Origin of the sequence: Paenibacillus sp. 102, assembly GCF_039549175.1 — a bacterium.
Taxonomy (GTDB): domain Bacteria; phylum Bacillota; class Bacilli; order Bacillales; family Bacillaceae_G; genus Bacillus_A.
In genome coordinates, this window is the sequence record NZ_JBCGHT010000022.1 from 38754 (window position 1) to 59033 (window position 20280).

The window sequence follows — 20280 nt, forward strand, 5'->3', positions numbered from 1 at the left end:
TATGCTAAACTTTACAAAATGTAAACTCAACTTAACATATAACTCACAAAAAAATCCAACTTTACCTAATGTAAAGTTGGATTTCATTTTAACTTAAAATTGTAACTTTAACGTTTTTGCGTCCCCATTCGCTAGAAGAAGCTTTATCCGGCATCAATACATCGATTCTATGACCTTTAATAGCGCCACCAGTATCACCTGCAATTGCTTTTCCATAGCCTTCAACATATACAGTGGATCCTAATGGAATAACACTTGGATCTACAGCAATTAATTTCATTCCTGGGTTTGCTGTTAAGTTATGACCTAATTTAGATTTTACAATGTCACCTGGTTTATAACCATTCTCAGCTGGATCAGCTGTATAAGCAGTTGCTTCTACATAAATTTCACGACCGCCTTTAGCAGGTGCTGGTTCTGGCTGAGATGCAGGTGTTGGTGCTGAAGTCGTTTGCTTAGCAGCTTCTGCTTGTCTTGCCTTTTCCTCTTCTTTCGCCTTCGCTAAAGCCTCTGCTTGTGCTTTTGCTTCCGCTTCTGCTTTTGCTTGAGCTTCCGCTGCTAATCTAGCAGCTTCTTGCTCACGCGCGATTGTTTCTTGTACTGCTTTCATGTTTGCTTCAACTTTTGCTTTTTCTTGTTCAGCTAAATTAATTTGACCTGCAATTTGATTATATTTTGCTTGCACAGCTTGTAAGTTTTCTTGACGTTTTTTCAAGTTTTCTTGCAAATCAGCTTGTGCTTTTGTTAATTTTTGTTTATCTACTTCTAAAGATGCTTCTTTTTCGTCAATTACTTTTTTGTCTTCTTCAATTTGACGAAGATCTTGTTCTTGAAGACGTAAAATCTCTTTATCTGCATCTAAGATTGTAGATACTGCATTCATACGTTGTAAGAAATCAGCAAAATTCTTTGATTCTACCACAACTTCGACTACTAAACTCGTATTTGAGCTATTTTGAACAGAAACCATACGTTTTTTCATAATATCTTTACGAGCAAGTACTTTATCTTCTAAAACGATAATTTCTCCCTTTTTCTGTTCAATTTGCTTATGTGTTTCATCGATTTTACGCTGAATAGCAGCTTGTTCCTCTTTGTTTTTTGTAATTGTATTATTTAAATTATGTAGTTCACTTTCAATACCTTGTATTTCTTTATTAACAGCTTGCTTTTCTTGTTCCTTTTGCTGAATATCATTGTTATTCTGCTGCAATTGCTGTTGCATGTTGTTCAGTTTCTCGTCGTTTGACTCAGCTTTTACAGCGACCGTACTAGAAAGAACAATAATTCCTGCTAATACTAGACTACTGATTCGCTTAAAATAGTTCATAATCCGACTCCCTTCTCATACAGTTATACATGATTTATTTTACAGTTTGTTTACAAACTCATTAAATACACTTTATTTTTCGTGACAAAAAAATGAAAATAAACCATAAAATGTAACGAACTCTTAACTTTTAACAACTGTTTTTCACACAAATCTTACAAAAACTCAGATTCGCATATTAGAAACAACAGATTACACGACATTAAAAATATTGTCAAATCTTGTAGGCGTATCACTGATACAAAATCAGTCTTTTAATATATAAATTCATTTTGAGTTTTCAACACATAAATCGCGGCTACATCTAACAAAAAGTGACCAGCTCTCATTTTCTCCTTCTGTTGTAAACTTGGCATGAGGCTGAAAGAGGTTCTGACAGCTTCTATGCATGGACAGATCCTCTCTCCCACCTAAATGTATTTACATAACACCCTACTACAAATTAGCTTAATTCTCACTTTTTCCTTACATTTGATGGCGAAAGGGAATTTAAAATATTTCTCTTTCTATTGTGTTATCGTGGGTCTACTCACTATTATTTTCCTATAAGAATGAAAGAGCTGTCCTATCGTAGGATAGCTCTTTTTTATAAAGTGAAACTTTAATCAGTGATGGTCTCCATCTTCACTTAACTTCTTTGATTTTGTTAAATTTTTAGGCGACAGTGGGAGTGTTACTATCCGCAAATAGCATGATAAAAAATTTGTCGTCTTCCTTTTGTTTACTCTTAATTTTCAGAATAGTATAATATTAATGCGAGATACATTACGAAAGCAAATATATACGAGGAACTTTTTTTATAGAATGAATTAATTCGTGTATGGGCGATATCCCCTAACCTTGTAAGCATCATAGGAGAGATTGTACTTGCTATAACTGAAACAGGATATTCATTCTAGTTTACTACTACAAATACAAAAGGGGTGCGATCATGTTTATTGTAACAAAACTTATTCATATTAAATTTGGCTATGACGAAAAAATTATTCGTTCTCTACAACAATACTATCCAAACTCCGGTACATATGGGTTTATTAATCTAGAATTTTCTCGTATGAAACGGACTGAACATGGGAATGAGTATATGATTCGTATATTATGGAAAACACAACAAGATTATCATGGGTGGATTTCTCGAAAACAGGAATCTACAACTATGCCATGGAAGCAACAATTCCAAAGCTATATCCTTTCTTCAAAATCCAATGCTACGCATGTTAAATATCCGCACTAAAAAGAGCCTTCTGCAAATTTGCAGTAAGGCTCCTCTTCATTTATTCAGCCTGTCCACCAACCGCTTATTCATCACTCTTACCTCTTGAGGCTATTCGGCCTATGAAAGGTAAACTTGCTTTTACATTTTATTAAAGCTATAATGGAGTCCGATTTTTTTTTGAAAGGAGCCACATTTTGACAGCGTATTTATTTCCAATTAAAACAGCATTTATTCTATTTCCCCTTTTAGCAATGATTCTATTAATTCCATTTTTAATATTTAATTACAGGAAATATGGTTATTTAAATAAATGGCGTTCATTTATTTTATACTCTTTACTTCTTTACCTGTTAAATGCCTATTTTCTTGTTATCTTACCATTGCCACAAATTTATGATACATGTAGCTTGCAGCCAGCTAATACACAGCACGTTCAGCTTGTACCATTTTATTTCATCCAAGAAATTAGCAACCATACAGCTGCAGTATTAACAAAGCCTGCTACCTATTTCTACTTATTAAAAGAATCTGCCTTTTTACAAGTTGCATTCAATGCACTGTTAACGATTCCATTCGGCATATATTTACGTTACTATTTCCGCCTTGGTTTTTTACAAACGATCTTCTTTTCACTTTGTCTCTCACTATTTTTTGAAGTGACACAAGTAACTGGATTGTACGGTATATACAATTGTGCGTATCGTTTATTGGATATTGACGATCTATTCTTAAATACACTAGGAGGAGCAGTTGGTTATTTCATTGCACCGATATTCACGTACTTCCTTCCTAAATCAAATGAATTAGATGCACATGTCGATTTAGCTACGAAACCAGTTGGATTTATTCGCCGCCTAATCGCACTGCAAATTGATTGGATTTTCTTATCCGTTGTTGTACCAGTTATAAAAAACAAAGGAAATTCTATTTTCATTTCTAGCATCCAGTCTTATACGAATCTATATGAACTTATTTTTATCATATGTGCTGTCTTCATTTATTTCATCGTCATTCCGTATTTGACGAACGGAAAAACAATTGGTAAAGCATTGCTTCGTATTCACATTAAAGGTAAAAATGAGCGAATTACCATTAAAGAGTTATTGATTCGTTACGGCTTGTTCTATTTTATTTTAGGTGGAATGAACTATATTCTCTCTAGTAGTTCTATATTGAATCAGACTAATCCATTAACTATGCTCATTATATTACTGTTTATGTTCTCAATTAATGGTCTCTTCATTATACATATCTTATTACACGTATTTAGCCGAGATAAATTATTATTTTATGAGCATATAAGCCAGACAAGAAATGCAATTACACTCAAAAAAGCTGACAAATAATTGTCAGCTTTTTTCATGAATATATAAATCCAGATTAAAAAATTAACACAAAACCATTCTTTTTAGGTGGGCGAGAGCATCCGGCCATGCATAGAAGCGGTCAGTGCCTTTTTTCGCCCCATGCCGTGTGAAAACAAAAAGAGGAAATAAGTGGAGAACTGTTCTTGTTTTCATAACCGCAGCTAATATGTCAAAAAGTCAAAATGGATTTATATAGAAAACATTTTTGCCACGTACGGATTTAAAAACATCCCCATTGAATCTATATCTCTTCTAACTTCCAAGAAAGAGTTTAACTTCGGATAAACGAGTTGTAATTGTTCATATCCCATTGTATGCATTTTTCCCCAATGCGGACGTCCTTCATACTTTTGAAAAATATGTTCTATCGCTGTAAAGTACGCAGCATATTTCATCCCTTTATACATATGCACAGCGATATAAGCTGAATCTCTTTCATACGCAGGACTTATCCATATATCGTCTCCTCGTACATAGCGGCATTCAATCGGAAAATGTACTTGAAACCTCTTTTCTTGTATAAGATTATGAATCTCTTGTACTACTTTTTTCATATATTGAGCAGGTATACTATACTCCATTTCATAAAAACGAACATTACGCGATGTAGCAAATATTTGATAGCTTGGACCAGTTGTTCGCGCATTCGGTACTACCTTTGCGGACAACCTACTAACCCCTTTACTTATAGATGGCATCATCTTGCATCCTTTAGACAATAATGAAAAAGCTATATTTTCAAGTAGTTCTGTCTTGAACTTATGCCACTTTAAATCCATCCCTTTCACTGTCGTTTCATTTGTAATTTTCACTTGGACATCGTCTGAATACGGAAATACAAAAAATTCAAAATGACGATGTTGCTTATATTCTTCCAGTCTGTTCATTACAGTAGAAAACGATTCCTTTTTACTTTCATAAATAAGTGAATAAGCTGGGATGACTTTTAATTTAACTTTTACAATAATTCCAAGCATACCAAGCGATAACTGAAATGCTTTCCAAAATTCAGGATGCTCTTTCTCAGAACAAACGATAGTTTCTCCCGAGGCAAGGACAGCGGTAATTTCCACAACCTGTGTCGCCAAACTCCCAAATGTAATACCAGTTCCGTGCGTTCCTGTACTAATAGCCCCTGCAATAGATTGTGAATCAATATCTCCTAAATTTTCTTGTGCATAGCCTTTTTCTTGTAACATCCTTCCTAAATACGACAACTTTGTTCCAGCCCACACCTCTACTATTAATGATTGTGAATCCATGCTCAAAATTCCTTGTAACTCATCTAAAGAAAGAAGAATTTCTTCCGTTTGAACTAGTGGTGTAAACGAGTGTCCTGAACCAACAATGCGAATTCGCTTGCCCATTTCTTTTGCCAAATGTACTGCTTTAATTACATCTTGTATATTTTTGGGATACATCATATATTGCGGATTTCCCTCTACATTTCCCGTCCAGTTTCTCCATTTCTGTCCTTTTATAGAAAGCATTGTCCATCCCCCCGGTATGTTGAATACTCTCCTATAACTGTATTACCTACAATACGATGTAATAATGAGAAGCGCTCACATAGTTCTCCGGCTTTACTATGCCGAAATAACATGACATCTCCAACCGTTAAATATTCTGATCCATTATAATAAACGGGCGTTTGTACTTCTCCAGCTCCTTCTAAAGCTAACAGCTTTGCCCCACTTGGCTCCCAAATCTCAGGTTGTTTATCTTTACCAACTGATCCTGAAGCAATATATCCACCACCTAGGCAAGTATATATATGAGGGTTAGATTGCCTAACAATTGGCAAGGCGAAGCCAACAACTGGTTCGAATTTAATATCTTTATAATAATCAAAGAGCTTAGGAGAGTAAAAAGCAGAACCTATTGTAATCTCTGTAACAGATTCATCTTGCATTGTCGTTTTTATACTCCCTGTGCCACCTCCATTTACAAAGCGAAGTGTATTTCCTTTTCCTTGTATTGCTTTTACAATATCTCGTCTTCTTTTCATTACTTCCATTGCTGATTTTCTTTTCAGATAGGAAGCAACTTTATTTTTAAAACCTTGTTTTGGTACATCATCTCCAACTCCTGCAATCTGTGCCTCATAGCCCATTACACCATCTATTTGTAAAACAGGAGATTGCATCGCTCTTTCAACAACTTTTAAAACCTCGGAGGCATTACGTATAGGAGAACGTCTAACTCCAAAATGAAACTGAAAAAAACGGCTGCTCATATCAATATCGACACAAATTCGAAAGCGTCCACCTGTTTCTTTTGCAATTTTCTCTAAATAAGCAATATGTTCTATGCAATCTACCATACAAGTGATTATAAGTCCTTGTTTTGTAAGCAAACTGATTTCTTGAAGTGCTTGTTCATCATATGCAGGGTATCCAAGCAATAAATCATCAAATCCTTGTTTTATTAGAAATAATACTTCTCGTGGTGAAAAACACATAACGCCTTGAAAACAGCTATTAGAGGCTAAAATTCGCTTCATCACTGGAACAGATCGTAACGATTTACTAGCAATACGAACTTTTTTTCCTCTACACAATTGAACAATAGATTGAATATTTCTTTCTAACGCTTCTTCATCAAGAAATGCACATGGTAAGGGAACTTTTTGAAATATGTTACGTTCCATACTTTTCTCTCCCCTTCTATATATGTCTTATATATATTGGAAGAAAACTAATTTTCTCCTGTATCGAAATAAAAAAAGGTTTCTTCTTTACGAAGAAACCTTTTCGCTACTTTATAGCAATTGCTATCTCTACTATATGTATATATTTGTAACTAAGAAGTCATCAATCATTCTAGCGATTCCCATATGTATCAAACCAAAGCTGAATATATCCAGCTGTTACACGCTGTGCTTCTACTAAGCGCTTACCTGCTGCCGGTGTAACTTCTGCACGCCATTTATCTGCATATTCTTGTGAAACTGCCGCTCTTACGAACCAATCTTTTGTAGTACTATTTACAATACCAGCATAATCTTGCTTAGCAGCTACAGCCGCTCCATGAATCCAATCTTCAGGATTTATTCCTTTCCAATTCCAATAGCCATTTCCATCAGTCACTTTATAATTATCCTTTACTGTATCAACAAAATTTTCAAATTTAGAATGGAAACCTTGTGGATAAGAAAGATTAGTAAAGTTTGCTGCATGCATTGGTTGATTGACATCCCCTAAGTAATGAAGCGATAAACCTAAATAAAAAAATGCTTGTTTCATATCTTGTTTTTGATACGCTTCACCAGCAAGTTTAAAATATTTAGCTCCTGTTTCTTTTGCTTGCTTAGCAAAAGGAATATATGTCTTCCCTGTATCAGGATCATAGAAATGAGAAGCAAATGTACTATTATCATAGTAAGGGTTTTCATAATCAGCAGCATAAATACCATTCTCTAATTCTGTACGCCATTCATTTAATAGCACTACTTGATCTTGTTGTACAATTGTTGTGTTACGGGACATAATATCAATTGCACGATTGACAATCCATAAATGGGAGTTTACACCTTCTGCATGCTTATCTTCAGCAGACCAATATTGAATTACCCTTACCTTATTTCCTCCCTCATTTTCATGAGCAAATACTACACTTTGCAGTGGTGTTACTAATGTAATAGCTGCTGCTAAGGCTAATACTTTCTTTTTCATATGAAACCTCCGTTTATAATTCATTTACTTTGAATATGCAATTCACATCATATGGTTAACCTATGATTAGAATATCTCACCTTTCTGTTAATTCCTATTGAGAAAATAAATTATACAAAAGTGCATATCATTATAATCCTGTACATCGTGATAGAATTCATTTTCATTGTAATAAAAGACTATTAATTTCCTGCAAAGAAACAGCTAAAATATTGTAAAAAAATAAAGCAATCAAGATATGCACCTGATTGCTTCTACTCTTTTTTTCGACCCGATAATATACTTGGTAATTGAACATTTACTGCTAGTTTATGAATAAAACCAAATACTAAACCAATTCCAATGAAAATATAGAATATCGTAAAGATTTTCCCAAAATCTGTTTGTGGGCTAAAATCTCCATAGCCAACTGTCGTTAATGTAACTACGCTAAAATATAATGCATCAATTGTACGTAACCCCTCTACCGTGCTGTAGAAAATAGTCCCTGATATTAACGTTATAATGGTTAACACAAATAACACTTGAAATTCTTTATCTTTCCACGCCCTTAAGCAAGCTTTTAACATTCGTTTTAGCGTTAGTAAAAATGAAAGCATGCGAAAACTCTCCCTTCCTACTTAAACAATTATATAAATCCAATTTGATTTTCTAACATATAAATTTGGGCTATGAAGAACAAAAAGAGATTTTCACTCATTTTTTCCTTCTGTTTTCATATCGCATGGGGCTAAAAAAGGCACTGACCGCTTCTATCCATCGGTGGATTCTCTCTACCACCTAAAAGGAATGATTTTATGTTGGTCTTTCAATCCGTATTTATATGGTCAAAGGAAAGTCTATCACCTTTCTATGCATAAAAAAAGTAGCCTTCTTCTATTTCTAGAAAAAGACTACTTTCTTCTATATTATATATTATTTAGGTGAAACCAGAATTTTCACTTGATTTTTATCTTTTACGAGCGCTTCAAATCCTTCTTCTACAACTTGATCCACTGTAATTTTTTTCGTAATTAATTTCTCTGCTTGAATTTGACCAGAGCTAATTAATTTAATAACAGATGGGAAGATGTGACGGTATCCAAGAATACCAACAAGTTCTTTTTCTTTTAATACTAAGTTGTTTGGAGTGATTTTTGCGTCTTTTTCCCATACGCTGACAATAACTGTTTGCCCTTCAAAGCTTGTACTTTCAATTGCTTGACGAAGTACAACTTCAACGCCTGTTACTTCGAAGCTAACATTTACACCTAAACCGTTTGTTAAGTTACGGATTTCTGCTAATACATCTTGCTCGGCTGGATTTAATACGTAATCAGCACCTGCTAATTTTGCTAACTCTTGACGTTCTTTAGAAAGTTCAACTGCGATAACAGGTGTTGCACCTGCAGCTTTAGCAGCTTGGATAACAAGAAGTCCGATTGGGCCACAGCCAAATACAGCTACAGCTTCACCTTCTTTTAATTTACTTTGACGCACTGCATGAACTGCAACTGCTGCTGGTTCTACAAGTGCACCTTGTTCATAAGTCATTTCATCTGGGATATGGTGCACCATATCTGCTGGTACTACAGTATATTCAGAGAAGCCACCGCCATCTCCACCAAGACCGTGGAAAACAAGTTGTTCACAAACGTTATAATGGCCATGTTTACAAGCTTCACATTTACCACAAGAATAAATAGGTTCTACAACAACGCGGTCCCCTACTTTATGAGTTGTAACGCCTTCACCGATTTCAACAACTTCACCACTAAACTCATGACCTAAAATGACAGGTGCTTTCACATGTGTTAGTGGGTGTTCTTCTGTTGGAATAAAAATAGGTCCTGCTAAATATTCATGTAAATCTGTTCCACAAATACCACACCATTTAACCTGGATTTTTACTGCTCCTGGTCGTACAGTTGGTTCTGAAACTTCTTCTACTCTTACATCACGTTGATTATGCCAAAGTAATGCTTTCATTTTATGCATCCCTCTCTATGTATATATACTTAACCTGGTGAAGTTTACAATTCTATTATAGTACTACTATCCATATATTTCAAAACATCAATCTGGGTTTCACCAAATTTTAACAAGAAAAGTTCATTTTTCTGTCACTTTGTACTTTTTTTCCACATCTGTTAATTCAATTTCATTGCAGGAGAAATTCGCATTATGCCATAATAGCAGAGGAGAGGTGAACATCACTTGAAATATTTCATTTATTTTATTGTTATCGTAGCGTTTTTAGATACATTCTCACAATTACCAATTATGAGTACTTACGCGCAAAGCCTCGGGGGAACTCCTCTTATTATCGGTCTTGTTGTCGGAATGTACTCGTTTGCCAATATGATCGGCAATATTATCGCAGGTGCATCTGTTGATAAGTTTGGAGCAAAGAAGGTACTTTATATAAGTATGGGGATTACGAGTTTCATAGTATTATTGTATACCGTTGTTCAGAGCGGTGAACAATTACTTATCGTTCGCTTTTTACACGGATTTAGTGATGGCTTCTTAATCCCTGCAGCCTTTACTTTCCTATCTAAGCAAACGAAATCTACAAAACAAGGAAAAGCCATGGCACTATCCGGTGCTGCTGTCGGAACAGCAGCTATCGTTGGTCCTGCCTTCAGTGGAATTATGAAAGCAACTGCAGGTATAGAATGGGTCTTTGTGACGATTTCTATCTTAATGGTACTCGGTACAATCGTTTCCCTTTTCTTGTTACCAAACAATGTAACTAGAAAAGATACTTCACGCACTCAAATGATGAACAAAGAAGATATGATAGGATTACTAAAATCCGAACCATTATTACAAGCATATATTGGCGCTTTTACATTGATGTTTTCACAAGGAATCGTCACATATATGTTACCCGTAAAAGTAGAAGCATTAGCGCTTCAAGCATCAACAACAGGCATGATGCTAAGTGTATTTGGGATTACCGCTATCCTCTTCTTCTTGCTACCAACAAATCGTATTTTCGACCGCTTTGACCGTTCAAAAATGATGCTAATTGGTATTGCAGTTATGGCACTTGCCTTATCATTACTTGGCATCTTTACAACAAAAGGTATGCTCTTTGTTGTGATGATGATTTATGGAATTGGATTCGCCATCCTCTTCCCATCTATTAATGCTTTACTCGTTGAAAATACAACTGAAGACAAACGCGGGAAGGCATTCGGATTATTTTATGCATTCTTCTCATTAGGTGTTGTTGCAGGATCCTTTACAGTTGGAGCAATCGGTGCATCACCGAGCGTAAGCTTTGTAATTGGAACAGCATTTTTACTCACATTCGCTTCTATGATTTATGTAAGAGGAAAAGTGAAAAAGACAATGATGGGTTAAATTCCCTCATTGTCTTTTTATTATTGAAAACATTTTGCATCAAGAACATAGGCTGTAACATGTCCATCTCGGATATCTGTTAGTGTGATAGTATATAATCCAGCATTTTTTTTGGCTGATACACCATCTCCCAATTGAAACGATGTTTGTAAACCATTATCAAGTTTAACAAACACCTCATCGTTTGTTATGCTCTCGATCAGCATCGTATCAATTTTATCCCCAGCACGTAATATGAATTCCTTATCATATTCATTACAATTTATTTGTAAATTTTGAAGTACGATATTTTGTTTTCCAGGAAGATTTTCTTCTTTTTTTGCAGGCACATTTCGTTCGCTTTCCCCATTAACTACTTTCTCTTTATTTTCATCTTTTTTATTTGAAACTGTATTTTGTTCCTGCTTCTCTTGTACTTTTTGTGAAGCATTCTTATCATCTGATTTCTGCGCCACTTTCGCTTCTTGTGAAGCATCCTTACTATCTGATTTCTGCGTTTCTTTTACTTCTTGTGAAGCATCCTTACTATCTGATTTCTGTGTTTCTTTTACTTCTTGTGATTCACTTGCTGTTTTTTCAACATTTCCACAAGCAGCTAACATAAAACAAACAATTAGAATAAATAATACCCCTGTCTTTTTCACACTTAACACCTCTTATTATTTTTTCAACCTATCTATTATATATAAAAGCATTAAATTGATATATTTTTTTATTTTGATTCTGTAAAAAATTTTATTTTTCTGCACAAAACACTTTCTACCACTCTATTTCCTTCATATATTTGTGGGATACAACTTAAACTTTTTTCATATTCAACTCAAAAATCTGTTCCATACTCTCTTAAAAAAATATAAAAAGGTAACTAACTATAATAGTTAATTACCTTTTCAAATGAGTTATTCTAGTATCCTTATCTATATAATAACTTTTGTCGTCTTTATTTTCTATTCATCCGATACTTCAATCACTTGCGTCCCAGCAATCAGATCATGAATTGCTCTTTTATCCTCACGTAAACCTACCATAAATGCACTGACAATAAAGCCAATTCCTAATGTAAGTATATATACAATTATAGCTATCAAATAACGCTTACATGTAGTCCATAATGTAATCTTTTCCCCATCTATACGAATAATTTGGATTTCTATCACTCTCTTCCCTATTGTAAAACCTAGCCATATAGCAGGTACAATCAGGAAATATAAAAAGTTTAAAATATTGACTATCATTTCCGTATGAGACTTGGATACATCTAAACTTAAAAACATAATATACATAGGAACAATCAGTAACCAATCAACAATACAAGCTAAAAATCTCTTCCAAAACCCTGCAGGTTCCTTTTCATACATGTTGCTCCCACTCCTTTTGAAACAATCTCCTCTTTATAAGTCAATGTTTTCTGTATGTTTAATTTTAAATATAGCCGACCTTATATCTATGCGCAATGTCCCTTTCATCATTTCCAATAGAAATTGGATAACCCTTGCATATATCTCGACAATTTCCTTGGAAATATTTCTTTTCCCTACAGTATTTGATAAGATTTTGTTTTTGAAATCGTTATAACATGGTATTAGGTGATTTCAACGCTCGAAAATTCTAAATATTGGTTATACAGTTAAATCATATGAAAAATGCATCATATAACATAATTGCAACCGTAAGTTGACAAAATGCATTTCTCATAGGATAGAACAGAAAACAATGTTTATATACAATTTAGTTATCAAAACAAAGGAGGTTATACATATGGCTTTTGGTGAGAAACTTTTTAAGTTAAGAAAAGAAAAAGGCCTTTCTCAAGAGGCTTTAGCTGAAAAATTAAACACCTCAAGGCAAGCGATTAGTAAGTGGGAAAATGGTCAAGGGTTTCCTGAAACTGAAAAACTTTTAATGATTGGAAATATTTTCGAGGTATCTGTTGATTATTTACTAAAAGATACTGCCAAACAAAGCAATGAAAATGAACCAGGATATTATGTAAGTAGAGAAATGGCAGAAGGGTATTTGTTGTATGAACAAAAAATTTCTAAATATATTGCTTTAGGGTTTAGCCTACTTATTTTATCTACCGTACCATATTTGATTTTTAAACAGGATCCAGCAATTTATACATTTCTTATCATTATAATTGCTGTCCTCGGTATCGGAACGATTGTGACAGCCATGTCTATAGAAGATAATAAATATAAAATCCTTAAAAAAGAGGCTTTAATGTTTGATCAAAACTTTCTTAAAGAGTTAGCAGCAAAATATACAAATATTAAAAAGAGATATGCTCCAGTAATGGTAGTTGGAATTTGTTCAATAGCAGCAGGTGGAATACCATTTTTGTTAGAGAGAAAAAATATAACTTCAGGAGTTTTAGTTCCCTATTATCCGATTTGTGTGGCATTAATTGCTATTGGTGTCTACATTTTCATTCGCATCGCAGCAATATTTGAAGCATATAAACTTTTAGTAGGAAATGAAGAACATAATAATCGCTTAAGTTTTAAACTTCGAAAAAAAGTGAGAGAAAAGATGAATCATCTTTAATCGATTTATCCCCCCATAAGCTTTTCTATATAAAAAATCACAACCCAAACAAGTGGGTTGTGATTTTTTATTATTTATTTCCCTTGTGTTTTTTCCCAATCAGCTAAGAACTTCTCAATTCCTTGATCTGTTAATGGGTGTTTCACTAATGCTCCAATTACATTTGCTGGAATTGTTGCGATATGTGCACCGTTTAATGCTGCGTCTGTTACGTGAACGCTATGACGTACAGATGCTGCGATAATTTCTGTTTTAATGTCATGAATTACAAAGATGTCAGCGATTTGACGAATTAGATCCATACCATTATGACCGATATCATCTAAGCGGCCTAAGAATGGAGATACGTATGTTGCACCAGCACGCGCTGCAAGCAATGCTTGTACCGCTGAGAATACTAACGTAACGTTTGTACGGATTCCTAAATCAGAGAATGCTTTTACTGCTTTTAAACCTTCTTTTGTCATAGGAACTTTTACAACAACGTTTGGAGCGATTTTTGCTAATTCTTTTCCTTCTTCAATCATTTTATCTGCTTCTAAGCTGATTACTTCTGCACTTACTGGCCCTTCTACAACGCTGCAAATTTCACGAATACGTTCATGGAAATCTACGCCTTCTTTTGCTACAAGTGATGGGTTTGTTGTTACACCTGCTAATACGCCTAAATCATTTGCCTCTTTAATTTCATCAATGTTTGCTGTATCAATAAAAAATTTCATTTGTTATTCTTCCTTCCTAATTTTCATTTTATATTTATTTTTTCTTAATAAGCTCTAATTCAATCGGAATGAATTTTTCCACTTTTTTACCTTGGCTCACCTGTTTTGCTGTTTCCATCGCCTTCTCACCGATTAATTGTGGTTTTTGGGCAACAGTTGCTGCCATACGTCCATCATTAACCGCTTTCACAGCATCGTCAGTTGCATCAAATCCAACCACAACAACATCCGTTTTTCCAGCAGATTTTAATGCTTCAAGTGCACCTAATGCCATTTCATCATTATGCGCAAATACTGCTTTAATATCATTATTTGCTTGCAAAATGTTTTCCATAACTGATAATCCTTTGGCACGATCAAAATCGGCAGCTTGTTTTGCAACAACTTTCAATCCTTTGTCAGCTACGTTATGGAATCCTTTCCCGCGCTCACGAGCAGCAGAAGATCCAGGAATCCCTTCTAACTCAGCAACATTTGCTCCTTCACCAACGAGTTCACGAATGTAGTCACCAGCCATTTGGCCACCTTCTACATTATTTGATGCAATGTGTGAAACAACTTTCCCTGAGTTTGCAACGCGGTCCACTGTAATAACAGGGATGTTTGCTGCATTTGCTGCACTTATAGCTGAAGCAACCGCATCTGAATCTGTTGGATTAATAACAACGACATCAACGCCTTTTTGAATTAGATCTTCGACATCGTTCGTTTGTTTCGCTGCATCATTTTGAGCATCAACAGCAATTAACTCAATGCCACTATCTTTCGCTTTCTTTTCCGCACCATTTTTCAACGTAACGAAAAATGGATTGTTTAAAGTGGAAACAGAAAATCCAACTTTAATAGTTTTATTTCGACCTTTATCGCTAGAATCCTTTGCCCATTCTGGTGGTTCCATTGAACAACCAGCAGTGATCACCATGATGAGTGCAACGAGTACAAGTAACCATTTTTTCATAAATTGTCCCTCCATTATGCTTCTTTTCGACGATCAATTAATACAGCCAGTAAGATAACAAGTCCTTTTACAACCTGTTGGAAGAAAGAAGATACGCCTAATAAATTTAGACCGTTATTTAATACACCAATAATCAGTACACCAATGAATGTGCCGACAATCCAACCTCTTCCGCCAGAAAGGCTTGTTCCTCCTAATACAACTGCAGCAATTGCATCTAGTTCATAAGAAGTACCGGCAGTTGGCTGTGCAGAATCTAAACGTGATGTTAATACAATACCTGCAAGCGCTGCCAAAATTCCGGAAAGACCATAAATCATTACTTTTATTCTCGTTACATTAATACCTGATAATGCCGCTGCTTCTTCATTCCCACCAATTGCAAAAGTACGGCGGCCAAATGTCGTTTTCTTTAAAATAAAGTACAGAACTGCGAAAGCAATCATCATCGTTACAGCTGGTACTGGAATACCAAGGAAGTAACCACGACCGAACATTTGGAACATTAAATGGTCGCCACGGCCAGTGATCGGACGTCCATCCATATAAACGAGCGTAAGGCCACGAAAAATGGTCATTGTTGCTAATGTCGCAATAAATGGTGCCACTTTTCCTTTCGCAATGATGATACCGTTTATAATTCCCATTACAAGACCAGCCAATAGTCCAACTGCCATTGCAAGGAACGGATCCATGCCACTTGCCATCATTCCAGCAACAAGTGCACTTGATAATGCTAAAATAGAACCTACCGATAAGTCAATACCCCCTGTTAAAATAACGAAGGTCATTCCAAATGCAATGAGTGCATTTATCGATACTTGTCTTAAAATATTAAATAAGTTTGGAATTTCAATAAATGCTGGATTTAATGCCGTAATGACTACGATAATAAGTGCTAATCCAATTAAAGAACCGAGTTGTTGCAATACATTCCCCTTTTTAGCCATGACTTATTCTCCCCCTGTAGCTAATGCCATAATGGACTCTTGTGTTGCTTGACCTTTTTCTAGAATACCGCCGACTTTCCCTTCATGAATAATAAGGACACGATCGCTCATTCCTAATACTTCAGGTAGTTCGGATGAAACCATAATAACGGCATCTCCTTGATTTGTAAGCTTATTCATAATGGAGTAAATTTCTTTTTTTGCACCAACATCAACGCCCCTTGTTGGCTCATCTAAAATGAGTAACTGTGGATGAATCCCAAGCCATTTCGCAATTACAACCTTTTGCTGATTCCCACCAGAAAGTGATTTAACAGCTTGTTCCCCATTTGCCGCTTTTACGTTAAGAAGCTTCATCATATCCTCTGTAAACTGCAATTCTGTACCTTTATCCATTACACTGCCTTTTGAAAGACTTCCTAGGTTTGGCAATGCTAAATTTTCACGAATGGAAAAATCTAATACAAGTCCTTCTGATTTTCGATCCTCAGTGATAAAAGCAATTCGTTGCCTTATTGCATCAATTGGATTATCAATCTTTACTTCTTGCCCATTCATAAATATTTGACCTGAATCTAACGGCTCATAACCAAAAATTGCTTTCATAATATCTGTACGACCAGCTCCCATTAATCCGGCAACACCGAGGATTTCACCTCTTCTTACTTGAAACGAAATATTTTCAAACTTCCCTTTTTTCGTCCCGTTACGCATTTCAAAAATCACTTCGCCAATCTCTGCATTTCGCTCCGGATAACGTTCACCAATGCTGCGACCCACCATCATACTTACTACTTCATCAAATGATGTTTCTGGAATTAACCTTTTCCCCACATATTCTCCATCGCGTAAAATCGTAATAGCATCACAGATTGAAAAAATTTCTTCCATGCGATGTGAAATATAAACGAATGAGACACTCTCTTTACGTAATTTGTTTATAACCGTAAAGAGCGTTTCGATTTCACGATCCGTCAATGCCGCGGTAGGCTCGTCCATAATAATAACGCTTGCATTTGTCATTAACGCCTTACCAATTTCTATAATTTGCTGTTGCCCAACTGATAATTCCCCAGCAAGCATAGCCCCTTTTACATGTAGCCCAAGACTTGCTAATTGCTCTTGTGCAATAGCATTCATTTGACGTGTACGCAGGATACCTGTTTTTCCGTACATAAGCTCTTTTCCAAGAAACATATTTTCAGCTACTGTTAAATTCGGTAATATGTTCAGTTCTTGATGAATAAAAGCAATTCCGTACTCTTCCGCTTCTTTTGCGTTTTTAAACGTTCGTTCTTGCCCATCAATCGTGATCTGACCACCATCTCTTGTATATACACCTGTTAAAATTTTCATGAGCGTTGATTTACCCGCTCCATTTTCCCCCATCAGTGCATGAACTTCTCCTGTTTCAATGCTAAACTGTGCATTTTTCAAAACAGGATTACCATTGAACGCTTTTGAAATGTTTTTCATTTCAATACGCATTCTCATCACATCCCTTTATTAAAAAATCACGCCTGCGTGTAAAATAACATTTGCATATGGCGTTGCCTCTCCTGTACGAATAATTGCCTTCGCCTGTTTTGTGCGTTCTTTAAACTGCTCATGAGACACATATTCAAAAGCAGCTTCTGTCAAACGCAACTCAACTTCTTTATTTACTTCTGTGTTATACGTATTAATCTCTTCTGCTAATGTTAATTTTTCAACTGCCATATCATCTATCAAGACTTGTAATACATCTAAAAATGATGGTTTTCCAAGTTCAATAGCCAAGTCAATCCGTTTTACACCGTCTGGAATTGGCAATCCACAATCAGCAATGACAATTGTATCTGTGTGCCCAAGTGATGCCAGTACCGCGGCAATTTCACTATTTAATACACCATGCTTCTTCATCCAACAATCACCTGCACCTCTCGTAATCTTTCCCTTGTTGGCATGCCGCCTTGTGCCCCAAGTTTTGTTACAGAAAGACCACCCGCAATATTTGCAAAACGAATTGCTTTTTGTAATGTTTCTCCTTCGGAAAGTGCAACCGCTAATGCACCGTTAAAAGTATCACCAGCTCCTGTCGTATCTACTACTTCTACAGAAATGCTTGGAACATGAACAACTTCTGTACCATTATGGAAACGAACGCCTTTGCTACCTTCTGTCATGAGTAATTTGTTTGGATATTTCGCAAGTAACTCTTCAATCGGTGATGTAAAATCATCTAATACGATGCGGCACTCGTGTTCATTCGGTGTAATATACGTTGCCTTTTCCAAAATATCTGCTGATAAAACTTGTGCTGGAGCTGGGTTTAACATAACTGGAATTTTATGTTCCTCACAAATAGCCAGAACGTACTTCACTGTTTCAAGTGGAATTTCCAGCTGAAGAACAACCATATCCGCTTTTACAAGCAAATCTTTGGCACGATCTACAATTTTCTCGTTCACAAGACGGTTTGCCCCTTGCACAACAACAATACTGTTATCTTCTTCTGCTAAAACGATATGAGCAATTCCTGTTGTTTCACCTGTAACCGGTACCACATAGTCAATAAAAATGCGTTCATTCTCTAAATTATTTCTAACTAATTTTCCGTAATTATCATTTCCTACGGCTCCAACCATTGCTACATTCGCACCAAGTCTAGCTGCGGCAACAGCTTGGTTAGCTCCTTTTCCTCCTGGCACTGTGTGAAATGCTTCTCCAATCACTGTTTCCCCTGCTTTTGGTCGCTTTTTTGAAACAGCGACTAAGTCCATTGAAATACTGCCTATTACTGCAATATTTGGCATATCTCTCATCTCCTTACTTCGTTGTATTTCTTTCTATAATTTCAATCGGTAAACGATAATGTTCTGTTTCTAATGCTTTTCCTACCATCTGCTCTAATAATAATTCCGTTGCAATACGCCCCATCTCATAAATAGGTTGAGCTACTGTTGTAATTGATGGGTACATCATTTCCGTTAATGAAATACCATCAAATCCAATAATTTGCAAATCATCTGGAATTGAAATTCCCTTTTGCAACGCTGCTTTTACTGCACCAATTGCAATTAAATCATTTCCAGCTACAATACCGTCAATATGCGGATACTCTTCTAGTAATTCCATTGCCACACGTTCACTATCTGCTGGATCAAACGTACTTTCTGCAATCATGTAGGAAAGTCTATATTGTGTAATAACATCTATAAAACCTTCAAAACGCTCATTCGCTGTACTCACATCACGCGGACCACGAATATGCGCAATATGTTTGCACCCTTTTTCTAACAATAACTTTGTCGCTTCTTGAATCCCTGCATAGTTGTCTGCATATACCGTAGGAATACGTTCATTAAACATGCGGTCAATTGCCACAACTGGCACAGATAAATTCATGTAATTCATACTATTTTGTGGATTCGTTGCTACAATAAAACCATCTACATTATTTTGTCTAAGCACATCAATATACTGCTTTTCTTTTTCTAAACTTTCATCAGAATTACAAAGTACAACTGTATATCCTTGCTTATGTGCTACATCTTCTACGGCACGTGCAACTTCTGGAAAGAATGGATTCACGATATTTGGAACGACCAAACCGATTAAACGAGATTTTTTATTATATAGGGAACGTGCAACTGTACTTGGCTTATAATCTAGCATTTCAATTGCTCGTTCTACTTTTTTCAACGTATCTTCGTGAACATATCCGTTCTTATTTAACACTCTGGAAACGGTCGCAACAGATACTCCCGCTAATTTCGCAACATCTTTTATCGTACTCATTCTCTTCCCTCCCTATTGCATGTAACCGTTTACAGAAAATAATATAACTTATTTATAAAAATACGTCAATCATTTATAACTAAAAAAATACAGTGAAACTTTCTGCCTGTTAATGCGGGATAAAGATACTTTACCAGAAAAACAAGCTAGCTTTATACTACTGAAACTTCAAACGATAATAAGAGTACTTTTATAATTGTAGAACATTTTCTATTGTATTTATGTGTAAAATAAAAGTATAAAAAAGCACCGCCTTATTGAAGTGAACCCAAAAAGTTAGACACATATTTTTAAGCAGCTTGCGAGAAATGAGTTCTGTATTGTACAGGACTCATTCCTTTTAGTTTTATTTTAATACGATCATGATTATAGTAATGAATATATT

20 protein-coding genes are annotated in these 20280 nt (G+C 35.5%); 4 read left to right on the forward strand and 16 right to left on the reverse strand.

The genetic code is table 11. The annotated features are described in order from the left end of the window. Positions 1-88: 88 nt before the first annotated feature. Positions 89-1330 (reverse strand): 3D domain-containing protein, encoded by a 1242-nt coding sequence (locus tag AAIE21_RS25855; protein WP_343269338.1) that lies wholly within the window; start codon positions 1328-1330, stop codon positions 89-91. Between the two features lie 931 nt (positions 1331-2261). Here AAIE21_RS25855 and AAIE21_RS25865 point away from each other — a divergent pair. Both AAIE21_RS25865 and AAIE21_RS25870 read left to right on the forward strand, forming a co-directional pair. Then, positions 2262-2564, forward strand: a complete 303-nt coding sequence (locus AAIE21_RS25865) for an antibiotic biosynthesis monooxygenase family protein (RefSeq protein WP_343269339.1) — start codon at positions 2262-2264, stop codon at positions 2562-2564. 176 nt (positions 2565-2740) lie between these two features. After that, entirely contained in the window at positions 2741-3892 is a 1152-nt protein-coding gene (locus tag AAIE21_RS25870) for a VanZ family protein (RefSeq protein ID WP_343269340.1), read from the forward strand. Between the two features lie 209 nt (positions 3893-4101). Here AAIE21_RS25870 and AAIE21_RS25875 read toward each other — a convergent pair whose 3' ends face one another. The 5 genes from AAIE21_RS25875 to bdhA form a co-directional block, all read right to left on the reverse strand. Beyond that, the gene (locus AAIE21_RS25875) at positions 4102-5403 is read right to left on the reverse strand and encodes a D-arabinono-1,4-lactone oxidase (protein ID WP_343269341.1); all 1302 of its coding nucleotides are present in this window, start codon (positions 5401-5403) and stop codon (positions 4102-4104) included. Further along, positions 5391-6563 (reverse strand): amino acid deaminase/aldolase, encoded by a 1173-nt coding sequence (locus tag AAIE21_RS25880; protein WP_343269342.1) that lies wholly within the window; start codon positions 6561-6563, stop codon positions 5391-5393. Before AAIE21_RS25880 ends, AAIE21_RS25875 begins: the two co-directional genes overlap by 13 nt. Before the next feature lie 172 nt (positions 6564-6735). Next, positions 6736-7587, reverse strand: coding sequence for a phospholipase CerA (gene cerA / locus AAIE21_RS25885; RefSeq protein WP_343269343.1), 852 nt, complete (start codon positions 7585-7587; stop codon positions 6736-6738). Between the two features lie 254 nt (positions 7588-7841). Further along, the gene (locus AAIE21_RS25890; RefSeq protein WP_343269344.1) at positions 7842-8186 is read right to left on the reverse strand and encodes a potassium channel family protein; all 345 of its coding nucleotides are present in this window, start codon (positions 8184-8186) and stop codon (positions 7842-7844) included. A 316-nt stretch (positions 8187-8502) separates the two neighbouring features. Continuing rightward, complete coding sequence (gene bdhA / locus AAIE21_RS25895) at positions 8503-9555, reverse strand: (R,R)-butanediol dehydrogenase (RefSeq protein WP_343269345.1); 1053 nt, start codon at positions 9553-9555, stop codon at positions 8503-8505. A 228-nt stretch (positions 9556-9783) separates the two neighbouring features. Here bdhA and AAIE21_RS25900 point away from each other — a divergent pair, with 228 nt between their 5' ends. Beyond that, positions 9784-10938 carry an MFS transporter gene (locus AAIE21_RS25900; protein ID WP_343269346.1) on the forward strand — a complete coding sequence of 385 codons (1155 nt, stop codon included), beginning with the start codon at positions 9784-9786 and terminating at the stop codon, positions 10936-10938. 20 nt (positions 10939-10958) lie between these two features. Here the strand turns inward: AAIE21_RS25900 and AAIE21_RS25905 are convergent, their stop codons facing one another. Beyond that, positions 10959-11582 (reverse strand): DUF874 domain-containing protein, encoded by a 624-nt coding sequence (locus tag AAIE21_RS25905; RefSeq protein ID WP_343269347.1) that lies wholly within the window; start codon positions 11580-11582, stop codon positions 10959-10961. Between the two features lie 303 nt (positions 11583-11885). Continuing rightward, positions 11886-12296 carry an RDD family protein gene (locus tag AAIE21_RS25910; RefSeq protein WP_343269348.1) on the reverse strand — a complete coding sequence of 137 codons (411 nt, stop codon included), beginning with the start codon at positions 12294-12296 and terminating at the stop codon, positions 11886-11888. Between the two features lie 400 nt (positions 12297-12696). Between AAIE21_RS25910 and AAIE21_RS25915 the strand changes: the two genes are divergently transcribed. Beyond that, positions 12697-13485, forward strand: coding sequence for a helix-turn-helix domain-containing protein (locus tag AAIE21_RS25915; RefSeq protein ID WP_343269349.1), 789 nt, complete (start codon positions 12697-12699; stop codon positions 13483-13485). Positions 13486-13559: 74 nt separating this feature from the next. On the opposite strand, the gene fsa is transcribed toward AAIE21_RS25915, so the two are convergent. The 8 genes from fsa to AAIE21_RS25955 all read right to left on the reverse strand — a co-directional run. Then, positions 13560-14207, reverse strand: coding sequence for a fructose-6-phosphate aldolase (gene fsa / locus AAIE21_RS25920; RefSeq protein WP_174100274.1), 648 nt, complete (start codon positions 14205-14207; stop codon positions 13560-13562). A 34-nt stretch (positions 14208-14241) separates the two neighbouring features. Beyond that, entirely contained in the window at positions 14242-15165 is a 924-nt protein-coding gene (gene rbsB, locus AAIE21_RS25925) for a ribose ABC transporter substrate-binding protein RbsB (RefSeq protein WP_343269350.1), read from the reverse strand. Positions 15166-15179: 14 nt separating this feature from the next. Next, entirely contained in the window at positions 15180-16115 is a 936-nt protein-coding gene (locus AAIE21_RS25930; protein ID WP_343269351.1) for an ABC transporter permease subunit, read from the reverse strand. Between the two features lie 3 nt (positions 16116-16118). Beyond that, positions 16119-17603 carry a sugar ABC transporter ATP-binding protein gene (locus AAIE21_RS25935; RefSeq protein ID WP_343269352.1) on the reverse strand — a complete coding sequence of 495 codons (1485 nt, stop codon included), beginning with the start codon at positions 17601-17603 and terminating at the stop codon, positions 16119-16121. A gap of 18 nt (positions 17604-17621) precedes the next feature. Then, positions 17622-18017 (reverse strand): D-ribose pyranase, encoded by a 396-nt coding sequence (rbsD, locus tag AAIE21_RS25940; RefSeq protein ID WP_343269353.1) that lies wholly within the window; start codon positions 18015-18017, stop codon positions 17622-17624. Further along, positions 18014-18910 carry a ribokinase gene (gene rbsK / locus AAIE21_RS25945; RefSeq protein WP_343269354.1) on the reverse strand — a complete coding sequence of 299 codons (897 nt, stop codon included), beginning with the start codon at positions 18908-18910 and terminating at the stop codon, positions 18014-18016. Before rbsK ends, rbsD begins: the two co-directional genes overlap by 4 nt. A 13-nt stretch (positions 18911-18923) precedes the next feature. Further along, positions 18924-19895, reverse strand: coding sequence for a LacI family DNA-binding transcriptional regulator (locus tag AAIE21_RS25950; RefSeq protein ID WP_343269355.1), 972 nt, complete (start codon positions 19893-19895; stop codon positions 18924-18926). A 290-nt stretch (positions 19896-20185) separates the two neighbouring features. Further along, on the reverse strand, positions 20186-20280 hold a 95-nt coding region (locus tag AAIE21_RS25955), incomplete at its 5' end, for an IS3 family transposase (protein WP_343267758.1).

Coding starts and splice junctions, on each gene's coding strand:
- rbsK (WP_343269354.1), bottom strand. CDS start 18,910: ATGCCAAATATTGCAGTAATAGGCAGTATTTCAATGGACTTAGTCGCT.
- AAIE21_RS25910 (WP_343269348.1), bottom strand. CDS start 12,296: ATGTATGAAAAGGAACCTGCAGGGTTTTGGAAGAGATTTTTAGCTTGT.
- AAIE21_RS25880 (WP_343269342.1), bottom strand. CDS start 6,563: ATGGAACGTAACATATTTCAAAAAGTTCCCTTACCATGTGCATTTCTT.
- AAIE21_RS25855 (WP_343269338.1), bottom strand. CDS start 1,330: ATGAACTATTTTAAGCGAATCAGTAGTCTAGTATTAGCAGGAATTATT.
- bdhA (WP_343269345.1), bottom strand. CDS start 9,555: ATGAAAGCATTACTTTGGCATAATCAACGTGATGTAAGAGTAGAAGAA.
- AAIE21_RS25950 (WP_343269355.1), bottom strand. CDS start 19,895: ATGAGTACGATAAAAGATGTTGCGAAATTAGCGGGAGTATCTGTTGCG.
- fsa (WP_174100274.1), bottom strand. CDS start 14,207: ATGAAATTTTTTATTGATACAGCAAACATTGATGAAATTAAAGAGGCA.
- AAIE21_RS25935 (WP_343269352.1), bottom strand. CDS start 17,603: ATGCGTATTGAAATGAAAAACATTTCAAAAGCGTTCAATGGTAATCCT.
- rbsD (WP_343269353.1), bottom strand. CDS start 18,017: ATGAAGAAGCATGGTGTATTAAATAGTGAAATTGCCGCGGTACTGGCA.
- cerA (WP_343269343.1), bottom strand. CDS start 7,587: ATGAAAAAGAAAGTATTAGCCTTAGCAGCAGCTATTACATTAGTAACA.
- AAIE21_RS25915 (WP_343269349.1), top strand. CDS start 12,697: ATGGCTTTTGGTGAGAAACTTTTTAAGTTAAGAAAAGAAAAAGGCCTT.
- AAIE21_RS25875 (WP_343269341.1), bottom strand. CDS start 5,403: ATGCTTTCTATAAAAGGACAGAAATGGAGAAACTGGACGGGAAATGTA.
- rbsB (WP_343269350.1), bottom strand. CDS start 15,165: ATGAAAAAATGGTTACTTGTACTCGTTGCACTCATCATGGTGATCACT.
- AAIE21_RS25865 (WP_343269339.1), top strand. CDS start 2,262: ATGTTTATTGTAACAAAACTTATTCATATTAAATTTGGCTATGACGAA.
- AAIE21_RS25890 (WP_343269344.1), bottom strand. CDS start 8,186: ATGCTTTCATTTTTACTAACGCTAAAACGAATGTTAAAAGCTTGCTTA.
- AAIE21_RS25930 (WP_343269351.1), bottom strand. CDS start 16,115: ATGGCTAAAAAGGGGAATGTATTGCAACAACTCGGTTCTTTAATTGGA.